Here is a 21,796-nt window from a genome sequence, read left to right as displayed (position 1 = left end):
ATGTCCAGTTCTGTATCTGGTTACAAGCATACGTGGGAGGACGGAAGTCAGGCTCACACCTTCCTAGGCTGCGCGATGCCGCCCGGCGTGTGGAAGGCTCAGATGCCAGATCTCCTCAGCGTACTGACGGATAGTGTCATCCGAGGTGAACTTATCCGAGTTTGCTATGTTCATCATGCTCATATGCATCCAGCGCTCGCGGTCACGGTAGAGCGCCGAGACACGTGCCTGAGCCGCAACGTAGGACTGGAAGTCTTCGAGCAGGAAGTACTCGTCGTTATAGGTCACGAGCGCGTCAAAGATCTCACTGCCTTCGGACTGGCAGCGCGGGATAGTCCCGTCCACGAAGGTGTTTATAACGCGGTGCAGCACCGGGTCGGTGTCGTAGAGGTAGCGCGCATTATAATCGTGCGTTTCGTAGTGGTGGTACACTTCATCCTTCGTCATACCGAAGATGACGATGTTCTCCTCGCCCACTTCGTCGCGGATCTCGATGTTCGCACCATCGAGAGTAGCCATGGTCACTGCGCCCGTCATCATGAACTTCATGTTCGACGTTCCGGAGGCTTCCTTCGAGGCCAGCGATATCTGCTCGGAGACATTTGCCGCTGGGATGATGAGCTCGGCGAGGCTGACGCGGTAGTTTTCCAGGAATACCACTTTCAGCTTATCGCCTATCTCCGGGTCATTATTAATGAGATTCGCCAGTTCGTTAATGACCTTAATGATGGACTTCGCGAAGTGGTAGCCCGGAGCCGCCTTCGCGCCGAAGATGAAGACGCGTGGCGTGAAGTCCCCTTCAGGGTTATCTTTTATGTCCCAGTACAGCTTGATGATGTGCATCACGTTCAGCAGCTGACGCTTATAGGCATGGAGGCGCTTGACCTGGACGTCGAAGATGGCATCGGTGGAGACGTGTACGCCCGTAGTTTCTTCGATGTAGTCTGCCAGGCGCTTTTTCGCCAGCTGCTTGACCTCCCAGAAGTCATTCTGGGCGCGCGGATTATCCACCACATCATTCAGAGCACGCAGGGCGTGGATGTCATTTCGCCACTCGAAGCCTATCCACTTGTCGATGGTCTGGCTGAGTACCGGAGCGGCTATCTGCGTCCAACGGCGCTGGACGATGCCATTTGTCTTATTATTAAACTTTTCTGGAGTCAGCGCATAGAAGTCGCGCAGCGTGTCTTCTTTCAGCAGCTCGGTGTGGATCTGCGCTACACCGTTTACACTATGTCCACCGATGATGGCCAGGTGTGCCATATGCACCTGACCGTTACGCACGATGCGCGTATTTTCCACGCGAGCATAATCCGCGCCCTGCGCACCCATCTGTGCCATGTAGCGGTTATCTATCTCTACGATAATCTGGAAGACGCGTGGCAGCACGAAGGAGAAGAGCCCCGTGCTCCACTTTTCGAGCGCCTCGGACAGGATGGTGTGATTCGTGTAGCTCATCACCTTCGTGGTGGCGTTCCACGCAGCATCCCACTCCATACCGTAGTCGTCGATGAGGATGCGCATGAATTCTGCTGGCGCCACGGCTGGATGTGTGTCATTAATGTGGACACTGACCTTTTCGTAGATTTTCTCCAGCGGCAGCCCCATCTTCAGGTAGGATTTCACGATGGTCTGCAGGCCAGCGGAGGTCATGAAGTACTCCTGCATGAGCCGCAGTTTCTTTCCCTCCTCCGTGGAGTCATCCGGGTAAAGCACCGCAGTGATGTCTTCCACGCGACGACGGTCGGCGATGGTCGGATAGTTCAGCTCATATTCTTCAGGAATCTCTACATCCCACAAGCGCAGATTATTCACCACGCCGTTCTTATATCCCAGCTGAGGCACATCATATGGCACAGCTCGCAGAACCTGCGCATTACTGTATACAGGCTTCAGCTTCCCCTCGCCTGCGTCTGCCATGTATACGTTTCCGAAGAAGCGGACATTCACCGCGTCATGGTCTTTTCGCGTCTCCCACACGTTTCCCAGCGACCCGAACCATGCATCCGGCAGCTCTACCTGGTATCCGTCTACGATGCGCTGCTTAAAGAGGCCATACTTATAGCGCAGACCGTTTCCGAAGCCCGCGTATCCCGTCGTAGCCAGCGAGTCCATGAAGGCTGCTGCCAGGCGTCCGAGTCCTCCGTTTCCGAGAGCCATGTCGTGCTCGGCATTCTTCACCGCGGTAAAGTCGAGGCCCAGCTGCGTGAAGCCTTCCTTCACCGTGTCGAGGATGCCGAGGTTCAGCAGGTTCGTCTCAAGCATACGGCCCGGAAGGAATTCTATAGAAAAGTAGTACGCTATCTTCTCCTGGCGCGCACTCAGGCTTTCGTTCCGTTCGAGCCACATAGGCGTGTAGTACTGCCGTATGGTGTGTGCGAGCGCGAGGAAGAGCTCGGTGGGCGTCGCGTTCTGTAAGAGCGTCTGCTGCTGCTCGTTAAAGGTCTGTTCGAAGTCGCGGATGAATTGATCCGTGGTCAGTTCCATGGTCTGCTCCATGTGTACCCCTCTTAGTAGACATGCGTCAGACGGCGCTCGCTTATGCGCGCCGCCTGACACATTTTATCCCAATTTTCTCTTTTACATGCTCATCTGTGCGTAGAGCTGCTCATACCTTTCACACGCACTATCCCAGGAGAAGTCTGCAGACATAGCACGTGTCTGCAGAGCCTCGAACTCGTCCGGATGATCTCGGTACACCTCAAGGAACTTCAGCACGGTCTGTGTAAGCCAGTAGCCCCTAAACTCCCCGAAGCCGAATCCTGTGCCCGTCTGTGCGAACTCGTTATACGGCTCGACGGTATCGCGAAGTCCTCCCACCTCATGCACGACCGGCACGCTGCCGTAACGCATGGCCATCATCTGAGAGAGCCCACACGGCTCGAACGCACTCGGCATGAGGAAGCCATCCGTTCCCGCGTAAATCTGCTGCGCGAGCTCGAGATTAAACGTGATATGTGCGCTCACTTTATCCGGATACTGGTCGGCAAACCATCGGAAAGCTTCCTCATAGCGCGAGTCCCCCGTACCGAGGACCACGAGCTGGATGTCCTGCTGCAGCAGAGAGCTCAGCTCCGACACCACGAGGCCGAAACCCTTCTGATCCGTGAGCCGCGAGACTATGCCGAACAGCGGCACATCCTCGCGTACAGGCAGTCCACAGCGCTCCTGCAGAGCTTTCTTATTCTTCTCCTTCCCGTCACGGTTCTGTTCTACAGAGAACGCGTACGGGATATGTATATCTGTGGCTGGGTCGAAAAGCTCAGTATCGATGCCATTCGTAATGCCCGAAAGCTTTCCTTCTTCCATACGCAGCACTTGGTCGAGGCCACAGCCGAAGTCCGGCGTCATAATCTCACGCGCATACGTCGGAGAGACGGTGGTAATGCGGTCAGCATAGAGGATACCCGCTTTCAGCCAGTTCAGCGCATTATTCCAGCGGACCGTGCCATCGTCGAAACGCTCGGTGCCCATGCCGAAAAGCTCAGGGAGCATGCCTGCATCATACTGGCCCTGGAACTGAAGGTTATGGATGGTAAGGACCGTGCGAATGTGCTCGTAGGCATGAATCCAGCGGTATTTTTCTTTCAGGAGGAACGGAATCATAGCCGTATGGTAGTCATTCACATGGAGGACATCGGGGATGAAGTCCACGCGTTCCATCATCTCGAGCACAGCTTGCTGGAAGAAGGCGAAGCGCTCGCCATCATCCCAGTCCCCGTACACGTGGCCGCGGAAGAAGTAGTGCTCATTATCGATGAAGTAGAACGTCACTGGGCCCATGCTTAGTTTTTTCACGCCCGCATACTCCTGGCGCCAGCCCACGCGCACGGTCCAGTGCGTCACGTCTGTCATCTCATGGCCGTAGCGCATGGCTATCTGGTCGTAGTACGGCAGGACCACAGCTACCTCGTGACCGCGCGCAGCTAAGGATTTCGGCAGCGCACCGATGACGTCTCCGAGCCCTCCTACCTTCGCGAAGGGAGAGCCTTCAGCAGCAGCATATAATACTTTCATCGAATAATATCCTCCTCTACGATGCTTCCCTTCGTAATAACGAGCGGCTTTTCTGGCGTGCCCTTCACCGTTACTCCCGGCTGGATGACCACGTTCTTGTCGAGAACAGCGTACTCTACACGCGCCCCAGAACCCACATGTACTTTCGAGAAAGCGATGGAGTGGCACACGAAGCTGTCCTCATCTACATGACAGCTGCGCGATATAATCGACTTTTTCACTCGGCCTTTAATGATGCTTCCTGAAGCGAACTGAGAGTCCTCTATCTCACACTCAGGCGAGAAGTAGGTAGACTCCTCATTCTTCACTTTCGTATACACCTTTTGGTTCGAGTAGAGCAGCGAGTAGAAGTGTTCCGGCTCAAGCATATCCATATTCGCGTCGAAGTAGGACTTCACGGACGTAATGTTCGCCAGATACCCCGTATATCCGAAGGCGAGCGCGCGATGCTCTTCGAGAAGGCTGCGTAAGAGGAAACGTAGCTTTCGAGGATGCTCGTTCTTTACTTCCTCTTCCATCTGAGCGATGAGCCAGTTCGTCTCAAGCACATAGATGTCTGCGGACATGCTGATGAGCTCGTCTGGGTCGGCGAACTCGTGCGCTAGTCCAGTAGACGTGTCCGGCGAGATGTCTACTCCGGCGAGCCCCGCGCGGTACTCAGGCAGCGTTCCCTTCCCTATCACTTCATCATCCGCAGACACTTCGAGCACTTCATTCGCAGGAGTGACCATACTGGCTGGAACGCGCTTATACACCACCGTCATAGGACTATGGGCACGCTCTGCCAGGCGGATGACCTGCCGGATATCGATGTTACACAGCATGTCGCAGCCCATATACACCGTACGGTCACTTCCTGAACGCTTGAGGAAGGTAAGCAGCTGCTCATAGTAGGCGCGGTCCGTGGTATGGTCGTTATACTTCGTGTTATAGAAGCCGAGGTACCAGTGGCTCAGAAGCGAATCCAGTCCCCACTCACGGCCCGAACGCACGTGGTCGAAGATAGAGGACGTATTATCACGCTGGAAGAGACCATAGATACTATGAATGCCAGCATTCGCGAGGCTGGAGAGCTGGAAGTCGATGAGACGGTACTTCGCATCGAACGGCAGGCTCGCCAGCGGCCTCCTGTCAGTGAGGCCTTCCATGTCTGGGTAGCCGATGGTATTTCCCAGTATGGCTGTGTATTTATCAAGCTTCATCAGGAACTCCTACTATCTCGTTATGGCCCACGACCTGAACTTCTGGCATACTGGCTACGCCAGCGACTGGAGCAGCGGATGGCGTACCAGCTGGGGCGCCATCTGCATTCTGCCCATCGACGCCGCATACATTCCCGTCGATGACCACTCCATCTCCTATGACTGCATTTTCTCCCACGATAGCGCGCCGCACATGCGCCCCCTGGCCGATGATGGCGCCGCTCATAATGAATGAGTCTTCCACCACTGCCCCGTCCTTTACCTGCACATTCGTAGACAGGATGGAGTGAATCACATCTCCACTGATGAAGCAGCCGTCCACCACGAGCGAGTCATGCACGCGCGCATGCCCGTCGATGAAGTGCGGCGGCGAGATGAGATTCTTCGAGTAGATCTTCCACTTGCGGTCGCGGCTATGCAGGAGGTTATCTTCGCCGATGTACTCCATATTCGCTTCCCACAGCGAGTCGATGGTACCCACATCCTTCCAGTATCCCTCGAAATCATACGTGTACACGCGTTCGTCTGACTTCAGGTACGCCGGGATGACGTTCTTTCCGAAGTCGAGCATATCCACGCCGTTCTTATCCGCGTTCACAAGCAGTTCGCGCAGGCGCGACCATGTGAAGATGTAGATGCCCATGGAGGCTTTCGTGGACTTCGGGTGCGCTGGCTTTTCCTCGAATTCCATAATGCGCCCGTTCGAGTCCGTATTCATGATTCCGAAACGCGAGGCTTCCTCGAGCGGCACGTCGATGACTGCCACGGTCAGCGACGCATGGTTTTCCTTATGATGGCTGAGCATGTCATCATAATCCATCTTATAAATGTGGTCTCCGGAAAGGATGAGCACGTATTCCGGGTCGATCCTGTCGATGTAGTCGATGTTCTGGTACACCGCATGGCTCGTTCCCTGGAACCACCTGTTTCCTTCCGTCGCCGAGTATGGCTGGAGGATGGAGACGCCCGAGTCTACGCCGTTCAGACCCCAGCTCGATCCGTTTCCTATGTGCTCATTCAGCGCGAGCGGCTGATACTGAGTGATGACACCCACGTTTCGCACGCCCGAGTTCGCGCAGTTCGACAGTGCGAAGTCTATAATCCGGTAGCGTCCTCCGAACTGCACGGCAGGCTTCGCGATGTGCTGCGTCAGCTTGCCGAGGCGCGACCCCTGTCCGCCGGCGAGGATGAGCGCTAAAAGTTCTGTCTTCATAGTTTTCTCCCTGTTCAGGGGCGGGAGCTTCGTCCTCGAGACTCCCGCCGTTCCTGTTATCCCCTATTTGTGTTCTTGTGTGGTCAATTCTTCCTTCGCCTTCGGTTTTCGCTTCTTCATCGCCGTGCGCGGATCCCTGCGTTTCAGCTTCCATATGCTCGCACCGAGAGCCGGAGCGGTGAAAGTGAGCGTGTGCTCATAGTCCTTCCAGTCATCCTGCTGCGTATGCGTGAGTGGATTCGTAGTCTCCCATACTCCGCCGTACTCTTTCAGCTCCGTGTTCCACACTTCTTCCCACTCGCCTGCTACAGGAACGCCCACCGTAAAGCCACGACGTTCCACCGGCACCATGTTAAAGACGCAGAGCAGAAGCTCTCCTTTATCATTCTTTCGGATAAAACTGAGGATACTTTCGTCTGTATTATCCGCATCTACCACGTCGAGACCTTCGAAGCCGTCCTCTATCTTCCATAGAGCAGAATGCTCTTTATAGAAGGCATTGAGCTGTGCAATAAAGTCCTGCATGGCTTTATTCATCGGGTCGTTCAGGCTGTCCCATTCGAGCCCATGGTCATACTTCCACTCGAGGAACTGGCCATACTCGCTGCCCATAAACAGGAGCTTCTTTCCTGGATGGCACATCTGGTACGTCAGAAGGCTTCTCAGACCTGCGAACTGGTTATACCTGTCTCCCCACATCTTATGCATGAGGCTTTTCTTCCCGTGGACCACCTCATCATGAGAGAATGGCAGGATGAAGTTCTCCGCAAAGGCATACATAAAGCTGAAGGTGACGAGGTTAAAGTCATACTTGCGGTAGATAGGGTCTTCCTCGTAGAACTTCAAGATGTCATTCATCCAGCCCATGTTCCACTTATAGTCGAAGCCGAGAGCATCCCATTCTACTGGACCAGTCACTTTCGTCTCACTGGAGCTTTCTTCGGCTATCATCATGACGTCAGGATGCTCACCCTTCACCACAGTATTCAGCTTCTGCAGGAAGGAGAAGCCTTCGTAGTCTCGCGTACCACCATCCTTATTCGGCGTCCACGGCCCCTGGTCGTAGTTTCGGTAAATCATATTACTGACCGCATCTACTCGGATGCCATCGAGATGGTAGTACTCTATCCAGAACAGAGCACTGGATATGAGGAAGGACTGGACCTGGTTCTTCCCGAGATCAAAGTTCAGGGCTCCCCAGCCACGGTTTTCTGCGCGGTTCGGATCTTCATACTCGAAGGTCGGCGTACCGTCATAGTACGCGAGCGCGTCATCATTTCGCGTAAAATGACCTGGCACCCAGTCTACTATCACACCGATGTTCTGCCTATGGCATTCATCTACGAAGTCCTGGAACTCGCGTGGTGTACCATACGTGTGTTCGAACGCAAAGTACCCCATGAGCTGGTATCCCCAGCTCATTCCGAGTGGATGCGCCATGAGTGGCATGAATTCCACATGCGTGTAGTGCATCTGCGTCAAGTATGGAATCAGCGTATCTTTCAGCTCTGCAAAGGTGTACGGCGTGCCATCCTCGTGTGTTTTCCAGGATCCCGCATGAACTTCGTAGATATTTACTGGACGCTCCCGGAATCCGAAACGCTTGCGTCTGCCCATCCACAGACTATCCGTCCACTTTTTCTCCTGATACTGAGTGAGGATAGCTGCTGTGCCTGGACGTGGCTCGAGATAAAAGGCGAAAGGATCTATCTTTTCTACTCGTGAACCATCTGCACGCTCGATGAGATACTTATATCGCTGCCCTTCTTCAGGCACACTCGTGAAAAGTTCCCACACTCCCGCGACGTTGCGAGCCATAGGCATGGCTTTTTCCTGCCAGTTTGTAAAATCCCCGATGAGCGCCACACTGCGCGCATGCGGGGCCCAGACCCTGAACACATAGCCGCGCTCACCTTCCCGCTCTACTCCGTGATACCCGAAGTAATGCTGCGCATGAAAATTCTCCCCCGTACCGAAAGTACGTAGAGCTTCTCCATTATCCATAATGCCACCTACCTGCTCTTATGAATCTCTCCTCTTCTAGTATATCCTGCACACCCTAGAAACGCCTAGAACTTCTCAGTATTTAGTTTTTTAGAAAACAAATTCTTTATCCTGAAATCATGCGCTTCCCGCAAGCTGGTTTTAGTAAAATGAATTTACTAAAACGAATTCTCGTGCATTTCTTCGAATATCACTAAAGAACACGGCGGGATGCACTCATTCTTCTGCGCGTCCCACGAATTATTCGTGAAAATCACGCGCGCATCCGGCATATCCTTCAGCACATTTTCTTCCGGCACATCCACCGTCGTAGCCACGATGCGGTACGTCGTATCTCGCTGGGTGTTCGTCACATCGAATCCGAGGATGCCTGTCCCGTCCAGAGCAGACCACACGTACACATGCGCGCGGATATCCTCGAAGCTTTCGAAGGAAAAGAACTCCCCAGCCGTTTTCATCTGTATAAGCTGGCGCACGAGGTCTACACTGTGCTCGTTTTCACTGACGAGATCCCAGTTTATGCGGTTCACACTATCTGGCGCGTTATAGCTGTTCATGGCTACGCGCTGCACTTGCTCACCAGAACCCACCACCTTCGTGCGGCCGAACTCCTGTCCCAGATGCATAAAACACACACCTTGCATGACGAGGTTCAGAGCATTCGCCAGCTCGCGTTTTTCTGGACTGTCAGAGCCATCCACCGCAGTGAGCAAGTCTCGCAGAGTGTAGTTATCATGCGCATCGATATAATTGACCACCTGAGACGGAGTACTATACCCGCTCAGCTCGTCACTGCCGAGCACGCACTTCGCCAGAACGCCTTCCGTAGGCGCACCCGAAACAAAACCGCGCTTCAGCTCGCCAAAGACCTCCCCGCCCTTCACCGCGTCACGCACGTCATCGTTAAAGAAGCCCACGCGCGGCACGAGCCCCGCGTTCGCCTTCATAGCGCGATCAGCCGGCGCGAGCGCGGTGCCCATATCCCAGCCCTCGCCATACACGAGGATACGCGGATCGAGGTCGTCGAGCGCACGCCGTACCTCGCGCATCGTCTCCACGTCCAGCAAGCCCATGAGGTCGAAACGGAAACCATCCACGCCATACTCGCGAGCCCAGTACAGCACCGTATCCACGATGTAGCGGCGCACCATGGCACGCTCGCTGGCCACCTCATTCCCGCAGCCTGATCCATCGCACGGCTCGCCTGTAACGGGGTCCAGACGGTAAAAATAATCCGGCACCGTCAGCTGGAACGGATGCGTGGCGCTCGAAAACGTATGATTAAACACCACATCCAGCACCACGCCCAGACCCGCCTCATGGAACTGTGCTATCAGGTGCTTCAGCTCACGGAGCGGGGCGAGCGGATCAGACGGGTCGGCGGCATAAATGTTCTCCGGCATCATATAATGCAGCGGATCATAACCCCAATTATACTGAACTGTGTTTTTCGACAGATGATGGTGCACGCGCCGCGCCACCGGCATGAGCTGCACGTGCGTGAGCCCCTGCTGCACGAGGTAGTCGAGGCCCGTCGCGTCGCCGAAACTGTTCACTGTGCCGCGCTCACAGGCGCCGAGGTAGGTGCCTCGGAGCGCGCGAGGAACGCCGGACGTGTGCGAGATAGTAAAATCGCGCACGTGCAGCTCGCAGATAACCGCGCGGTTCGGATTATCGAGGCGCCACGGGGCGGGAGATGGCGCGGGCGAAGCATTCGCAACGACGACCCCGCGCATGCCGTCCGCCGTACACGCGTGCGCATACGGGTCCACCGTCCGCACGCGCGCGCCGTCCGTATGCTGCAGGCTGTATGCGTAGGCCTGGTTTTTTCTAATCTGCGCGCTCGCTTCCCACACGCCTTTACTGCCAATCTCCCCTGCTCTTCTCATCGGAACTATCCTCTCGAGAGGAGCGCCATCTTCTGCGGATTCGAAGAGAAGAAGATCCACGTCCAGAGCCGTGGGCGCCCAGAGGCGGAAGTGGGCGGTGGCGTGGGCGTTACGGTCGCTGTTCTGCCTCGCGTCGGTGCGCACGCCGAGCCAACCGTCGAAGGCGTAGGTCTCATCAAAGCTTTTTGCATTTCGGACCATGTCGAATGCGTGGGGGTCAGCGTGTGGAGCTGTGTAGTTCGGGCTCGTGCGTGCAGCACGGGGAGAATAGTAGAGCGTCTCATCCCCTTCGACGAGCCACACGTCGGTCACAGGGATATCCTGGCGCAGCTTCACACGGTAGTCCGGGGAGGTCTGGGTGAAGTCTGGGCTTTTGAGGAGGAAGTTTATGTGGGTGTCTCTTGAAGAAATGATGGCCTCATAGAGAAAACCGCTAGTGTGGCTCTGCTCGAAAGATAACTCCTTCCCCTCATCCTCCGAGTCGCGCCACGCCCAGATGGATGCGCGGACATCCAATTCTTCTCGAGATGACGCATGGTAATGGATTCTTAAGGTGAGAATATTCTCTCCGTCGCTCCACGGCACACAGGACTGTGGCCATGTCTCAGCAGATACACTCACCATATTTCCCCCATTCCTGCCTCACAGCACTACCCTTCTAGCATACCCGCGGCTCGTGAAGAGTGGGCTCGGAAATGCTTTTGCATTTCTGCCCACCGCCCCTCAGAGGGTACAAGCCACACAGCGGACACATCCGCATGATTGCACACATCTCTGTACAGGAGCCCCACCATCCCCGAGACCTGAATGGGCCGAAATGCAAAAGGGTCTTCGCGACAGCACCCTCAGGCACCTCACGAAGACCCCCTGCCTAGAGAATCGAGAGAATCACGGGCTTCAGGACCAGCCCCGCGCCTCTACGCTTCCCCACACCTACGCCTTCTTCACCTCGACTCCCAGCTCGGTCGCCGCATCATCAGGCACGACAGAGAAGGAAATTGACAAGGTCTCAGCGCTAATCAGCTCAGAGAACTGCTCGAGCTTCGCCGCATCCGCAGCAGGCGCGGTCAGCGTCAGCTCGATGCGGTCGGCGATGTCCAGCCCAGCAGCCTTACGGGCATCCTGCACGGAACGAATCGCGTCGCGCGCGTAGCCCTCAGCCAGCAAGTCGTCGGTCAGAGCGGTGTCGAGCAGAACGAAGCCGCCCGTCGGCAGCGCGCACGACGCACCAGAATCCTGAGCGCCAGCCTCAGAACCAGAAGCCTCCACGCGGGAAATCAGCTCGAACTCGCCGTCCACGAGCGCTATACCGCCCTCAGCACCCGGCACATCCACCACCGGCATGCCGTCCTCGCCCACATGCCACGCGCCGGACTTCGACGCGCGAATGGCGAACTGCACGTTCTTTCCGAGGCGAGGACCCGCCGCACGCGCATTCACACGCAGCTCGTTCACTACGCTCAGACCGTGCTCGCCCGCGTTTTCGAGCGTCGTATACGTCACGTTCTTCACGTTCAGCTCGGACTTGAGCAGCTCCTCATACTCGGAGACGGCGTCCACGTTCTCCGCCACGACGGTCAGGTTCGCGAGCGGCTGGCGTACGCGAATCTTCTGCACCTTACGCAGGCCGAGCGTGTTCGAGACGACCTCGCGCACCTTATCCATCGTGCGCACGAGTTCGTCGTCTGCCTTCAGTACGTCGCCGAGGTCCGTCGCCTTCTCGCTTTCCGCGTCCACAAGGAACGGCCAGTCCGCCAGATGGACGCTCTCGCCGCCCGTCAGACCGCGCCAGACCGTCTCCGCCTCCATAGGAGCGAGCGGCGCCAGCACGCGCGTGAGCACCTCGAGCGCGGTATACAGCGTGTTAAACGCGTTCTCGTCCTCGTTCCAGAAGCGGTCGCGCGAGTTACGCACGTACCAGTTCGTCAGCAGGTCGATGTAGTCGGCCACGCTTGCGCAGGCTTCCGCGATGGCATACTCGCTCAGATGCTTTTCCGTCTGCTCGACGAGCGTGCGGGTACGCGCCAGAAGGTATCTGTCCATATGTGGCAATTCATGCACTTCCTGAGCCCGGACCATACGCGCATCGTAACCGTGCCCTTCGTGGGCAGCGTTCGCATACAGGCTGAAGAAGTAATACGTGGACCACACAGGAAGCATGATCTGGCGGACAGTGTCACGGATGCCATCTGCAGTCACGATGAGGTTACCACCACGCAGTATAGGCGAGCTCATGAGGAACCAGCGCATCGCATCCGAACCATACTCGTTAAAGACACCATTCACATCTGGATAGTTATGCAGATGCTTCGACATCTTCTGACCGTCATCACCGAGCACGATACCATGGCACATGACATTCTTAAACGGAATCTTATCGAAGAGAGCACCGTTCATAACGAGCATGAGGTAGAACCAGCCACGCGTCTGACCGATGTACTCCACCACGAAGTCCGACGGCATGTGCTCTTCGAAGTAATCCTTATTCTCGAATGGATAGTGGAACTGTGCGAACGGCATAGAGCCCGACTCGAACCAGCAGTCCAGCACGTCCTCGATGCGGCGCATGTGGGACTTACCGGTAGGATCGGCAGGGTTTGGACGAGTCAGCTCGTCTATCCATGGGCGATGCAGGTTCACTTCACCCTTATCATCGGTCGGATAGCGGCCGAAGTCACGCTTCAGCTCTTCGAGAGAACCATAGACGTCCACGTGAGGGTACTTCGGATCATCCGAAACCCACACAGGAATAGGGCTACCCCAGTAGCGGTTACGCGAGATAGACCAGTCACGAGCATTCTCCAGCCACTTACCGAACTGTCCGTCCTTCACATTTCCAGGAATCCAGTTAATCTGCTGGTTCAGCTCGAGCAGGCGCTCCTTAATCTTCGTGACGGACACGAACCAGGAGGACACTGGCTTATAGATGAGCGGGTTACCGCAGCGCCAGCAGTGTGGATAGCTGTGCACGTGGGACTTTTCCTGCACGATGAAGGCGCGGTTTTCTTCTGGCACGCGCTCGAGCGGACCCGAACCTGCACGCAGGTCACGCGTAATAGGCATGTTCGCATCGAAGACCTGCATACCCGCGTAGTCTGGGATGATGTCCAGGAAGCGCGCATGCTCGTCGAGATAATCCAGAGTGCGCACGCGGTGCGCGTTCAGCGTGTTAATATCATCTTCACCGTAGACAGCCTGGTGTACGAGGCCCGTACCTTCGGTCGTGCCCACGTAATCAGCCGTGTAGATGGTGAATGCATTCGTGTCTTCGTTCGGCTTTCCTTCTGGGTCGGTGAGGTGACCGTCTTCGAAGTAGTCGAAGGCTGGGTAGTAGCGGCGGCCGACGAGGTCAGAGCCCTTCAGCTCCTTCAGCACTGCGTAGTCTTCGCCAAGTTCCTTAGCGAAGTTCTGGACGAGGGCTTTCGCGAAGTACAGCTTCTTTCCAGCGAACTTACCTTCCTTCGGCTCGACGAGGACATAGTCGATGTCCGCGCCCACGACGATGGCGAGGTTATTCGGAATAGTCCATGGCGTAGTGGTCCAGATGACGGCATACGCGTCTTCATCACGCATCTTCATAGCCACAGACAGCGTGTTATCCTGGCGGTCCTGGTACACGTCTGCATCCATGCGCAGCTCGTGAGCAGACAGAGGAGTCTCGTCCTTCCAGCAGTATGGAAGCACGCGGTAGCCCTGGTAGGCCAGGTCACGATCATAAAGCTGCTTAAAGGCCCAGATGACAGACTCCATGTACGAGGTGTTCAGGGTCTTGTAGCCATTATCAAAGTCCACCCAGCGCGCCTGGCGGTGGATGTAATCCTTCCACTCCTGCGTGTACTTCAGCACGGAGCGGCGGCAGGCCTCATTAAAGGCCTTAATGCCCATCTCGTCGATCTGGGACTTATTCGTGATGCCCAGCTCCTTCTCCGCTTCGAGCTCCGCTGGAAGACCATGGGTGTCCCAGCCGAAGACGCGATTTACTTTCTTTCCCTTCATGGTCTGGAAGCGAGGGATGACGTCCTTCGCATATCCTGTGAGAAGATGACCATAATGAGGAAGGCCGTTCGCGAATGGAGGGCCATCAAAGAAGACGAACTCGTCGTTCGCATTCCCGCTGTCACGCTGCGCGATGGAGCGCTGGAAAGTGTCGTCGACGTCCCAGTACTTCAGGACAGACTCTTCCATAGCAGGGAAATTCGGGCTCGGCGTAACGGTCTCGAAAGACTTATCCGTTACTGCCTTCGGATAAACGCGATTAGTCATGCGCTTTACCTCTCGTGAAATGTGTGTTTCTGGATTTTCACGTGAGGACGATGTGCTGCTCGGTAGGTGTGGCGTGCGCACATCGTGTGTACATGCACCCCTGCCGTGCGGCACCCCGCGGTACCACCTCGGTTGCACTGAAAGAAGACGATTCAGCGCCACTTTACAGAATCCGGTCTGCTCCGTCGGGTCTACTACGCGTGCGTACCTGTGTGCTCCGCGGTTCTTCCGATGACTCCCCGCTGATAACGGATCACTGCCAGCCAGCTGTCTTCTCTGGCGGGACACTTCACGAGCACTCCACCAAAGCTGGTTTCTGTGGTTCTACTCTACCAAGCCCAGCAGATTTTCCACGAGCCCCTCGTAGCACACGCGCACCGGGTCTTCAGGATCATGGTCGAGAGTTATGAATCCACACTGCGTCATCCCTAAGCGTTCGAGAACGCGCTGCATCCTCACATTCTTTCGGTGTGTATCCACGCGTGCCACCCGGATTCCTTCTGCTCTCATCTCCCGGAAGAGCTCTACACAGAGCTTTTCGACTAAGCCCATACCGCGAAAATTGGGACTAACAGCCACACGATGCAGCACGCCAAACGTGCCGTACTCGGCGGACGGATAGCGCACCTGACCGCCGTAAATCTTACTGTAGCCCGCCTCCTCGCCGAGTGAGAGCATAGCCGTGGCCGCCACCTGTCCGTCCACGGTCAGCACATAACTCGCATCTGCCTCGATGTCCGCGATGAACGTGTACTCGTTTGGGTAGCCATTCTGCCACTGCGAGCTGCCGTCGTCCTTCAGTAAGGCCTTCGCAGCATTCACGATATCCATGATTTCGGCTAAATCGTCGCGTGTCGTCCTTCTGACCTGTATTTGCGCCATTTTTCCTCCTATGAGTGCCCATCATACACTCTTTTTGTGTACACTTCGCCGACTATCCTTGAAGCATGACAGATAGTTTTACTCTTTTCCAGGCGCAGGGCGCGGGCGCGGGGTATGAGGTCGGCGGCGCGGTCGGCGCAGCGAGCACGAGCGTCGGCTCGGGCGCGAACGTCGGCGTAGCGAGCGCGGGCCAGCAGCCCCAGCCGCGCGAGCTGCCAGCGATGGCCAGCCAGACCACGAAAGAAAACCCGTGGCCAGTCTCCCTGCTGAGTAGTAAATTCGCCACGGCAGTGGAGCGCTGGCCTGCTGCCTGGGTGACAGGCCAGATTCACCAGATGAACGCCCGCCGCCCCGGCCAGGTATACATGACCCTGCGCGATAACGAGTCCTCTACGCAGATGGAGGTCGTCTTCTTCGGCGCGCCCGCCTACCAGGCAGCGTCCTTCCAGCAGGGAGACCTCGTCGTCATCCACGGAAAGGCGAGTATCTACCAGGCACGCACCTCGCTGAGCCTTCGCGCAGATGAGATTCATCACGTGGGCCGCGGTGGGCTCATGGAGCAGATAGAGCTGCTACGTAAAAAACTGAAAGGCGAAGGTCTTTTCGACGCTGAGCGAAAGGTGCCACTTCCCCGCTTCCCGAAGACCCTCGGCCTTATCTGCGCTCCTGGTGCGCGCGCAGAGGGAGACGTCATCACGAATAGTCGCTTGCGCTGGCCGAGCATGGATTTTATCGTCAAGCACGTGCACGTTCAGGGGTCATCCTGCCCTCCTGAGGTGTCTGCCGCCATAGCTGAGCTGGATGCAGATCCTGCTGTGGACGTCATCATCGTAGCGCGCGGTGGCGGCGCTTTCGAGGATCTCATCGGCTTTTCGGATGAAGGTGTCGTACGCGCAGCTGCTGCGTGCACTACTCCGCTCGTGTCTGCCATAGGTCATGAGGATGACTGGACTCTGCTCGACCTCGTGGCGGATTTGCGCGCCTCCACGCCGACGGATGCGGCGAAGCGCGTGGTTCCGGATGTGCGTGAGGAGCTGGCGTTCGTCGCGGATGGACGCCGTCGTGCACTTGCTGTGCTTCAGCGTCGCGTGGACGTGGAGCGTCAGCGGCTGGCCGCGTATGCGCAGCGTCCGAGCTTGACGCATCCGCAGAGCATTCTAGATAAACCAGGTCAATTCATCCGTGACTCGCGCTCCCGCATGCGCACCGCGATGAACTTCTTTACTGCAGATGCCACATCCACAGTAGATAAGCTTCATGCGACCTTAACGGCTCTGAGCCCACAGTCCACACTGGACCGAGGCTATGCTGTCGTTCAGGATGCGACGGGGACCGTCGTAGTCGATGCATCCCGAATCCACGAAGGCGAGCACATCACCATTACACTCAAGAGCGGTAAAATTCACGCTCAGACTCAGAATTCCTAGGAGGATAACCATGAACGAAGAACAGCGCGCAGAGATAGAAAAGCTCACCTATGAACAGGCTCGAGATCAGCTCGTAGGAGTAGTTCAGAAGCTCGAAGCAGGCGGACTAGAACTGAATGCTGCAGTCCAGCAGTGGGAGCTCGGTGAAGCACTCGCTCAGCATGCTCAGAAGCTTCTCGACGAAGTGGCTCAGAAGCTGAATGAGGTGCAGGAGGCACAGGCTCAGTTCCAGGCAAATGCGGGAACTCAGGCTGCAGAGTAGCTATGTGCGTAGATTTAAAGCGTGAGCCTCATTTGGTGCCACACGGCTCCACCGTGCTCCGATGAGCTCACGCCCTCATCTACGAAACCGAAGCGCTCATAGAATCCGATAAGCGCTTCTTTACACGTGAGAACGATACCCTTTCTTTTCTGGATCTGTGCATCATCGATGAGTGCATTCATCAGCCTACTCGGATAGCCCTCTCCCCTGTGATCTTTAGCCGATGCCACGGAGAAAATCATCTGCCATTCTCCATGTGGGTCATGCAGACTCGCTTTCTCATACATCTCGTCCATAAGGTCTGGGATGTGGGTACACATGCCATTTATAGCGGCGAGGATATGTGTCTGATTTTCTTCACAGCCCTCAGCTATCCAGAAGCACTCCGGAAAAGTCTGTATTCTCTCCCGAATACTCTGCTCCGAGGCTGCTTCTTCTCCTGGAAAAGCTTCTGCTTCGAGAGCAGCAAGCCGCTCAAGGTCATGAAGTGTAGCGTGGCGAATCATCATATCCGTTACTCTAGCGATACGACTCGAGCTTCCTCCCCTCTATTCAGCACGCCCAGTTCCACAAATCCACAAAACCGTGTACACTTTGAGGAGTGCACAGCACTTCATGTCTGTGTATGTTTGTCTCGCCTCGGTAGCTCAGGGGATAGAGCACCACTCTCCTAAAGTGGGTGTCGTGCGTTCGAATCGCATCCGAGGCACTCTTTTTGTGGTTTTTGTGGTTTTTGTGGCTTTTGCTGCTTTTGCATTTCTGCCCATTCACTTTTTTGCCCGAAATCCTAGAGTGGCGTGTTTACGCGGTTTTGTTCTCACACCCATTCGTTATCTCCAGCCCACCGTGGGCCGAAATGCAAAACACTGGCCTGAACCACACAAGCCCTGTGCCCCCCCCCACTTTCCCTGTGGATAACTGGCTGTCCACCACGAGTTATCCACCGCATTTTCAAGCGATCACCTGAGAATCCGGGCGTGTTTCCACATCTGATAACAATCCCGAAATAAGTAGGCATCCGGTCTCGAAATAGTGCAGACTGGACCTATGACTATACGCACGTACACCGGCCCTAGAGTCCTTCCACGACTGCCTCTGAACCACCCGAAGGATAGAAACCTTCGCCGACAGGCTGTTCGACGCTGCCAGAAAGGAACAATCGTCCAACCCCTCAAGGGCTACTTCGCTGATGCTCAGGAATGGAGGTCTCTTTCTGCCGCACAGCGCATCATCGCCACACTCTACGCTATTAGTGTCGTCCACGCGTTCTGGGTCGTCTCCGGTATATCAGCCGCACTGCTGTACGGCTGCTTCGACGGCGGGAAAAAATTGGGACATCTCCACAAAAATCTCCACTTCGCCATGGATCAGCATACCTGCACCAGACGGCGCAAAAACCTCCATCAGCGTCATCATTATATCCCGGACAGCCGGCCATATAAGGAAATCGAGGAAGCATACCAGCAGAATACGCTTATATCAGATAGCATATTCCCTAGTATCGCGCGCATCCCATTTTTGTACAAAGCTATTACTGCTACAGTCGGAATACTGAACGGTCTGCCCATCACCTCGCCTCTGCAGACCATCTTCGACCTCATGCGCCTACTGCCGTTCGACCTCGCTGTTCCCGCGTGCAACCACATTCTGCGCCTCTTTCGCATCAGCCGCGCTGACCTGCTCGCTTTCCTTGAGACGCGCACGCGCTGTAAGAGGTATCGTTACGTTTTTGCCAATTTACGCTTTACCACGGGTCAGGCGGAAAACGAGGCCGAGTCCCTCGCTCTCGTGGAGATGATTAAGGCAGGCTTCGTCATGCCGAAAATGCAGATAGAATTCCCGAATGTCTTTTATGGGAAACGTGTCATGCGCAAGCCCTGGATGAAGGATACGCGGACACATCGCGTGGACTATGCGTGGCGGATAGAGTCTAATGACCAGAAAACGTATCTCATCGCTGAACTTGACGGATTCGAGAAGTATAGCAATCCAAACATGATAGAGGCTGTGGGCGCACGGACCGAACGTGACGTGTTCTATCAGCAAGTGGATCGCGATAATTCTCTCATGCAGCAAGGCTGCAGAATCCAGCATTTCTCCTACGATGATGCAGCCTATGACCACGCAGCAAATCTCATTATGAAGCTCGAAGCCCTCGGAGTTCCTCGCGTAAGCGACACCGTTATGGCTCAACGCCGGGAGGCTATAGCTCTCAGCTTTAACGATCCTAGCTTGCTTCAGCTCGACTAGGTCCTAGGAATGCACATGGCTTCGAGTAAGAGGGCGCTCCGACACGCGCCCCTCTTACTCGAAGCCATGCTCTTTTCTTCTAGCTCAGACTCTCACTCAGACTCTCATCCGCTCTGAAACAGCGCTGTGAGTCCTTTATCATGCTTTCATACTTCTTGATCATGCCCCGCTATGTCCGAGCCCCGCGTCGTTTTGCATTTCTGCCCATCACCTCTGTGCTCCTAGGAGCTGACCCCCCATAGAAAACCGCTATTTTCCTCCACACTACCCTCTCTAGCCCACCATTCCACGTATAACCAGTGGGACAGAATGCAAAACGAGGAAACGCCGGCACGTTTGCATCGTGGCCCCATCCACCCTATAATAGTAATTATAAAAGTTACTGTTAGGAATACGAACGACATGGGAGCTTCACAAGAGCTCAGGGCTAGGAGAACCGTCTAGATACTCCTCTTCCTACCCCTGCCACTCGGTGACCATAAGCAGTAGCCCACAGCTCACCTACAGCTCAGCTCGCACGGAAAGGATAGGTCATGAATCTCAGCTTCACTATAGCCCTACATGCCTTGACTTTCCTGCTCAAGCATGACGGCGAGTGCTTCTCGTCGACGAGACTGGCAGAACTTATGTGCGTGAATCCCGCGCAGCTGCGTGCTGTGATGAAGATTCTGGTCGCCGAAGGGTACGTGCAGTCCTCGAACGGAAAATTGGGCGGATACTCCAGCACCGCACGCATAGCAGAAACGCGTCTCTCGGAAGTCTTCGACCTCTTTCGCGCGCCTACGCTCGACTCGCGTACGCTGACCGGGAAACCGGATAGCACCTGCGAGATAGCACGGAATATGAGCAGTGTAGTCAGCGACTTTGCAGAGGCGGAATATCGGCTCGCGCACGAGTATTACACCCGTTTTAGCATTTCAGACATACTGAACACTATTCACATCAAGGAGGATATCCATGACAAGCATGGATCAGACCACGCAGCAGTATGACATTATCATCATCGGATTCGGAAAGGCCGGAAAGACCTTTGCGAAGGCCGCAAGCAAGCAGGGGAAGAAAGTAGCCGCCGTGGAGCGTTCCGCGGCGATGTACGGCGGCACCTGCATAAACATCGCATGCATTCCGAGCAAGACCATGGTCATGGCGAGTAACCAAGGCCTCAGCTTCGACGACGCCATGGCTCGCAAGCACAGCGTCGTCACTGCGCTGAATGGAAAGAACTACCACATGCTCGCCGATGACGAGAACATCGATGTCATCGATGGCGTGGCTCGTTTCGCGTCGAATAACGTCGTCGACGTCTTCGCAAGCGACGAGAGCGACGAGAGCGACGCTGCTGCGGCAGACCCAGCACATGCTCAAAAGCCGCTGCGCACCCTGACCGCCGAGCGCATCATCATAAACACCGGCGCTACGTCCATCGTTCCAGACATTCCAGGTCTGCGCGACTCACGCTACATGCTCACCTCCACTGAGGCTCTCGACCTCGAACACATGCCGAAGCGCACCGTCATCATCGGCGGCGGATACATCGCACTCGAGTTTGCGTCTATGCTGAACACGTTCGGTAGCGAGGTGACCGTTCTCGAGCGCTCCGAGAAGCTCATGCCGCGTGAGGATGCCGAGATAGCGGCTCAGGCTGTCGCTGATTTGAAGGCTGCCGGCATTCACTTCGAGCTCGGCGTGGATACGCTAAGCGTGGAGGATGGCGAGAGCACTGTGACCGTTCACACTTCTGCTGGAGATTTCGAGGGCGAGGCTGTGCTCGTGGCTACTGGCCGCCGTCCACGCACGGAAGGACTTGGACTGGAGAACACGGACATTCGTACTGGCGAGCGCGGGGAGGTTCTCGTAAATGAGAAGCTCGAGACGACCGCGCCGGGCGTGTATGCCGTGGGCGACGTAAAGGGCGGTCTGCAGTTTACGTATATTTCGCTGGATGACTTCCGCATTCTTCGTAGCCAATTCTTCGGTCAGGGTGAACGCACCACGGCGAACCGTGGTCACATCCCATATTCTGTCTTCATCACGCCTACCCTCAGCCGCGTCGGACTCACTTTCGCGCAAGCTCAGGAGCGGGGCTTGGACGTCGTCGAGAATGCAGTCCCAGTGAATACCATTCCACGCCATAAGATTAATAATGACCCTCGCGGTCTCTTCAAGGTGGTCGTGGACCGCTCCACGAAGGAAATCGTGGGAGCATCTCTCTACGGCGCACAGTCTGAAGAGCTCATTAATTACCTGAAGATGGCCATGGATAACCACATCCCATACACCTATGTTCGAGATGCCATCTTCACTCACCCGACTATGAGTGAGTCCTTTAATGACCTTCTGAACATCTAGGGACTTCTCCCTTCTACTCTCATATAAGCCGTGGCTCG

At 55.7% G+C, this 21,796-nt stretch carries 14 protein-coding genes and 1 tRNA gene; 6 read left to right on the top strand and 9 right to left on the bottom strand.

The genetic code is table 11. The features are described 5' to 3' along the window. Positions 1–63: 63 nt before the first annotated feature. The 8 genes from ALMA_RS03660 to ALMA_RS03625 all read right to left on the bottom strand — a co-directional run bounded on the left by ALMA_RS03660 (position 64) and on the right by ALMA_RS03625 (position 15,470). A complete protein-coding gene (locus ALMA_RS03660; RefSeq protein WP_244568852.1) occupies positions 64–2,499 on the bottom strand; it encodes a glycogen/starch/alpha-glucan phosphorylase in 2,436 nt (811 codons plus the stop codon). 81 nt (positions 2,500–2,580) lie between these two features. Further along, entirely contained in the window at positions 2,581–4,017 is a 1,437-nt protein-coding gene (gene glgA / locus ALMA_RS03655; protein ID WP_094726409.1) for a glycogen synthase GlgA, read from the bottom strand. Beyond that, positions 4,014–5,219, bottom strand: coding sequence for a glucose-1-phosphate adenylyltransferase subunit GlgD (glgD, locus tag ALMA_RS03650; protein WP_094726408.1), 1,206 nt, complete (start codon positions 5,217–5,219; stop codon positions 4,014–4,016). Before glgD ends, glgA begins: the two co-directional genes overlap by 4 nt. Further along, the gene (locus tag ALMA_RS03645; RefSeq protein ID WP_094726407.1) at positions 5,209–6,432 is read right to left on the bottom strand and encodes a glucose-1-phosphate adenylyltransferase; all 1,224 of its coding nucleotides are present in this window, start codon (positions 6,430–6,432) and stop codon (positions 5,209–5,211) included. The genes glgD and ALMA_RS03645 overlap by 11 nt, the downstream gene beginning before the upstream one ends. A gap of 63 nt (positions 6,433–6,495) precedes the next feature. Beyond that, complete coding sequence (glgB, locus tag ALMA_RS03640) at positions 6,496–8,436, bottom strand: 1,4-alpha-glucan branching protein GlgB (RefSeq protein WP_094726406.1); 1,941 nt, start codon at positions 8,434–8,436, stop codon at positions 6,496–6,498. Between the two features lie 158 nt (positions 8,437–8,594). Continuing rightward, entirely contained in the window at positions 8,595–10,949 is a 2,355-nt protein-coding gene (pulA, locus tag ALMA_RS03635; RefSeq protein ID WP_094726405.1) for a type I pullulanase, read from the bottom strand. A 309-nt stretch (positions 10,950–11,258) separates the two neighbouring features. Then, entirely contained in the window at positions 11,259–14,588 is a 3,330-nt protein-coding gene (ileS, locus tag ALMA_RS03630) for an isoleucine--tRNA ligase (protein ID WP_094726404.1), read from the bottom strand. Between the two features lie 324 nt (positions 14,589–14,912). Beyond that, entirely contained in the window at positions 14,913–15,470 is a 558-nt protein-coding gene (locus ALMA_RS03625; protein WP_094726403.1) for a GNAT family N-acetyltransferase, read from the bottom strand. Between the two features lie 65 nt (positions 15,471–15,535). On the opposite strand from ALMA_RS03625, the gene xseA reads away from it, so the two are divergent. Beyond that, positions 15,536–16,897, top strand: a complete 1,362-nt coding sequence (xseA, locus tag ALMA_RS03620; RefSeq protein WP_094726402.1) for an exodeoxyribonuclease VII large subunit — start codon at positions 15,536–15,538, stop codon at positions 16,895–16,897. Between the two features lie 10 nt (positions 16,898–16,907). Then, positions 16,908–17,159: an exodeoxyribonuclease VII small subunit gene (locus tag ALMA_RS03615; protein WP_244568851.1), complete on the top strand. Its 252-nt coding sequence runs from the start codon at positions 16,908–16,910 to the stop codon at positions 17,157–17,159. Between the two features lie 14 nt (positions 17,160–17,173). Here ALMA_RS03615 and ALMA_RS03610 read toward each other — a convergent pair whose 3' ends face one another. Beyond that, positions 17,174–17,668, bottom strand: coding sequence for a GNAT family N-acetyltransferase (locus tag ALMA_RS03610; RefSeq protein WP_211278332.1), 495 nt, complete (start codon positions 17,666–17,668; stop codon positions 17,174–17,176). Positions 17,669–17,795: 127 nt separating this feature from the next. Between ALMA_RS03610 and ALMA_RS03605 the strand changes: the two genes are divergently transcribed. The 4 genes from ALMA_RS03605 to merA all read left to right on the top strand — a co-directional run bounded on the left by ALMA_RS03605 (position 17,796) and on the right by merA (position 21,758). Then, positions 17,796–17,868: transfer RNA gene (locus ALMA_RS03605), tRNA-Arg, on the top strand. A 338-nt stretch (positions 17,869–18,206) separates the two neighbouring features. Beyond that, complete coding sequence (locus tag ALMA_RS03600; RefSeq protein ID WP_094726400.1) at positions 18,207–19,409, top strand: hypothetical protein; 1,203 nt, start codon at positions 18,207–18,209, stop codon at positions 19,407–19,409. A gap of 533 nt (positions 19,410–19,942) precedes the next feature. Then, entirely contained in the window at positions 19,943–20,401 is a 459-nt protein-coding gene (locus ALMA_RS03595) for an Rrf2 family transcriptional regulator (RefSeq protein WP_094726399.1), read from the top strand. Next, positions 20,367–21,758, top strand: coding sequence for a hypothiocyanous acid reductase MerA (merA, locus tag ALMA_RS03590; RefSeq protein WP_244568850.1), 1,392 nt, complete (start codon positions 20,367–20,369; stop codon positions 21,756–21,758). The genes ALMA_RS03595 and merA overlap by 35 nt, the downstream gene beginning before the upstream one ends. Positions 21,759–21,796 lie beyond the last annotated feature (38 nt).

The sequence above is a fragment of the Alloscardovia macacae genome, assembly GCF_002259705.1.
Classification (GTDB): domain Bacteria; phylum Actinomycetota; class Actinomycetes; order Actinomycetales; family Bifidobacteriaceae; genus Alloscardovia; species Alloscardovia macacae.
Note: the sequence above shows the minus strand (reverse complement) of the source record. Positions and strands in the feature narration are given on the sequence as shown.

Coding starts and splice junctions, on each gene's coding strand:
- ALMA_RS03660 (WP_244568852.1), bottom strand. CDS start 2,499: ATGGAGCAGACCATGGAACTGACCACGGATCAATTCATCCGCGACTTC.
- glgA (WP_094726409.1), bottom strand. CDS start 4,017: ATGAAAGTATTATATGCTGCTGCTGAAGGCTCTCCCTTCGCGAAGGTA.
- glgD (WP_094726408.1), bottom strand. CDS start 5,219: ATGAAGCTTGATAAATACACAGCCATACTGGGAAATACCATCGGCTAC.
- ALMA_RS03645 (WP_094726407.1), bottom strand. CDS start 6,432: ATGAAGACAGAACTTTTAGCGCTCATCCTCGCCGGCGGACAGGGGTCG.
- glgB (WP_094726406.1), bottom strand. CDS start 8,436: ATGGATAATGGAGAAGCTCTACGTACTTTCGGTACGGGGGAGAATTTT.
- pulA (WP_094726405.1), bottom strand. CDS start 10,949: ATGGTGAGTGTATCTGCTGAGACATGGCCACAGTCCTGTGTGCCGTGG.
- ileS (WP_094726404.1), bottom strand. CDS start 14,588: ATGACTAATCGCGTTTATCCGAAGGCAGTAACGGATAAGTCTTTCGAG.
- ALMA_RS03625 (WP_094726403.1), bottom strand. CDS start 15,470: ATGGCGCAAATACAGGTCAGAAGGACGACACGCGACGATTTAGCCGAA.
- xseA (WP_094726402.1), top strand. CDS start 15,536: ATGACAGATAGTTTTACTCTTTTCCAGGCGCAGGGCGCGGGCGCGGGG.
- ALMA_RS03615 (WP_244568851.1), top strand. CDS start 16,908: ATGAACGAAGAACAGCGCGCAGAGATAGAAAAGCTCACCTATGAACAG.
- ALMA_RS03610 (WP_211278332.1), bottom strand. CDS start 17,668: ATGATGATTCGCCACGCTACACTTCATGACCTTGAGCGGCTTGCTGCT.
- ALMA_RS03600 (WP_094726400.1), top strand. CDS start 18,207: ATGACTATACGCACGTACACCGGCCCTAGAGTCCTTCCACGACTGCCT.
- ALMA_RS03595 (WP_094726399.1), top strand. CDS start 19,943: ATGAATCTCAGCTTCACTATAGCCCTACATGCCTTGACTTTCCTGCTC.
- merA (WP_244568850.1), top strand. CDS start 20,367: ATGACAAGCATGGATCAGACCACGCAGCAGTATGACATTATCATCATC.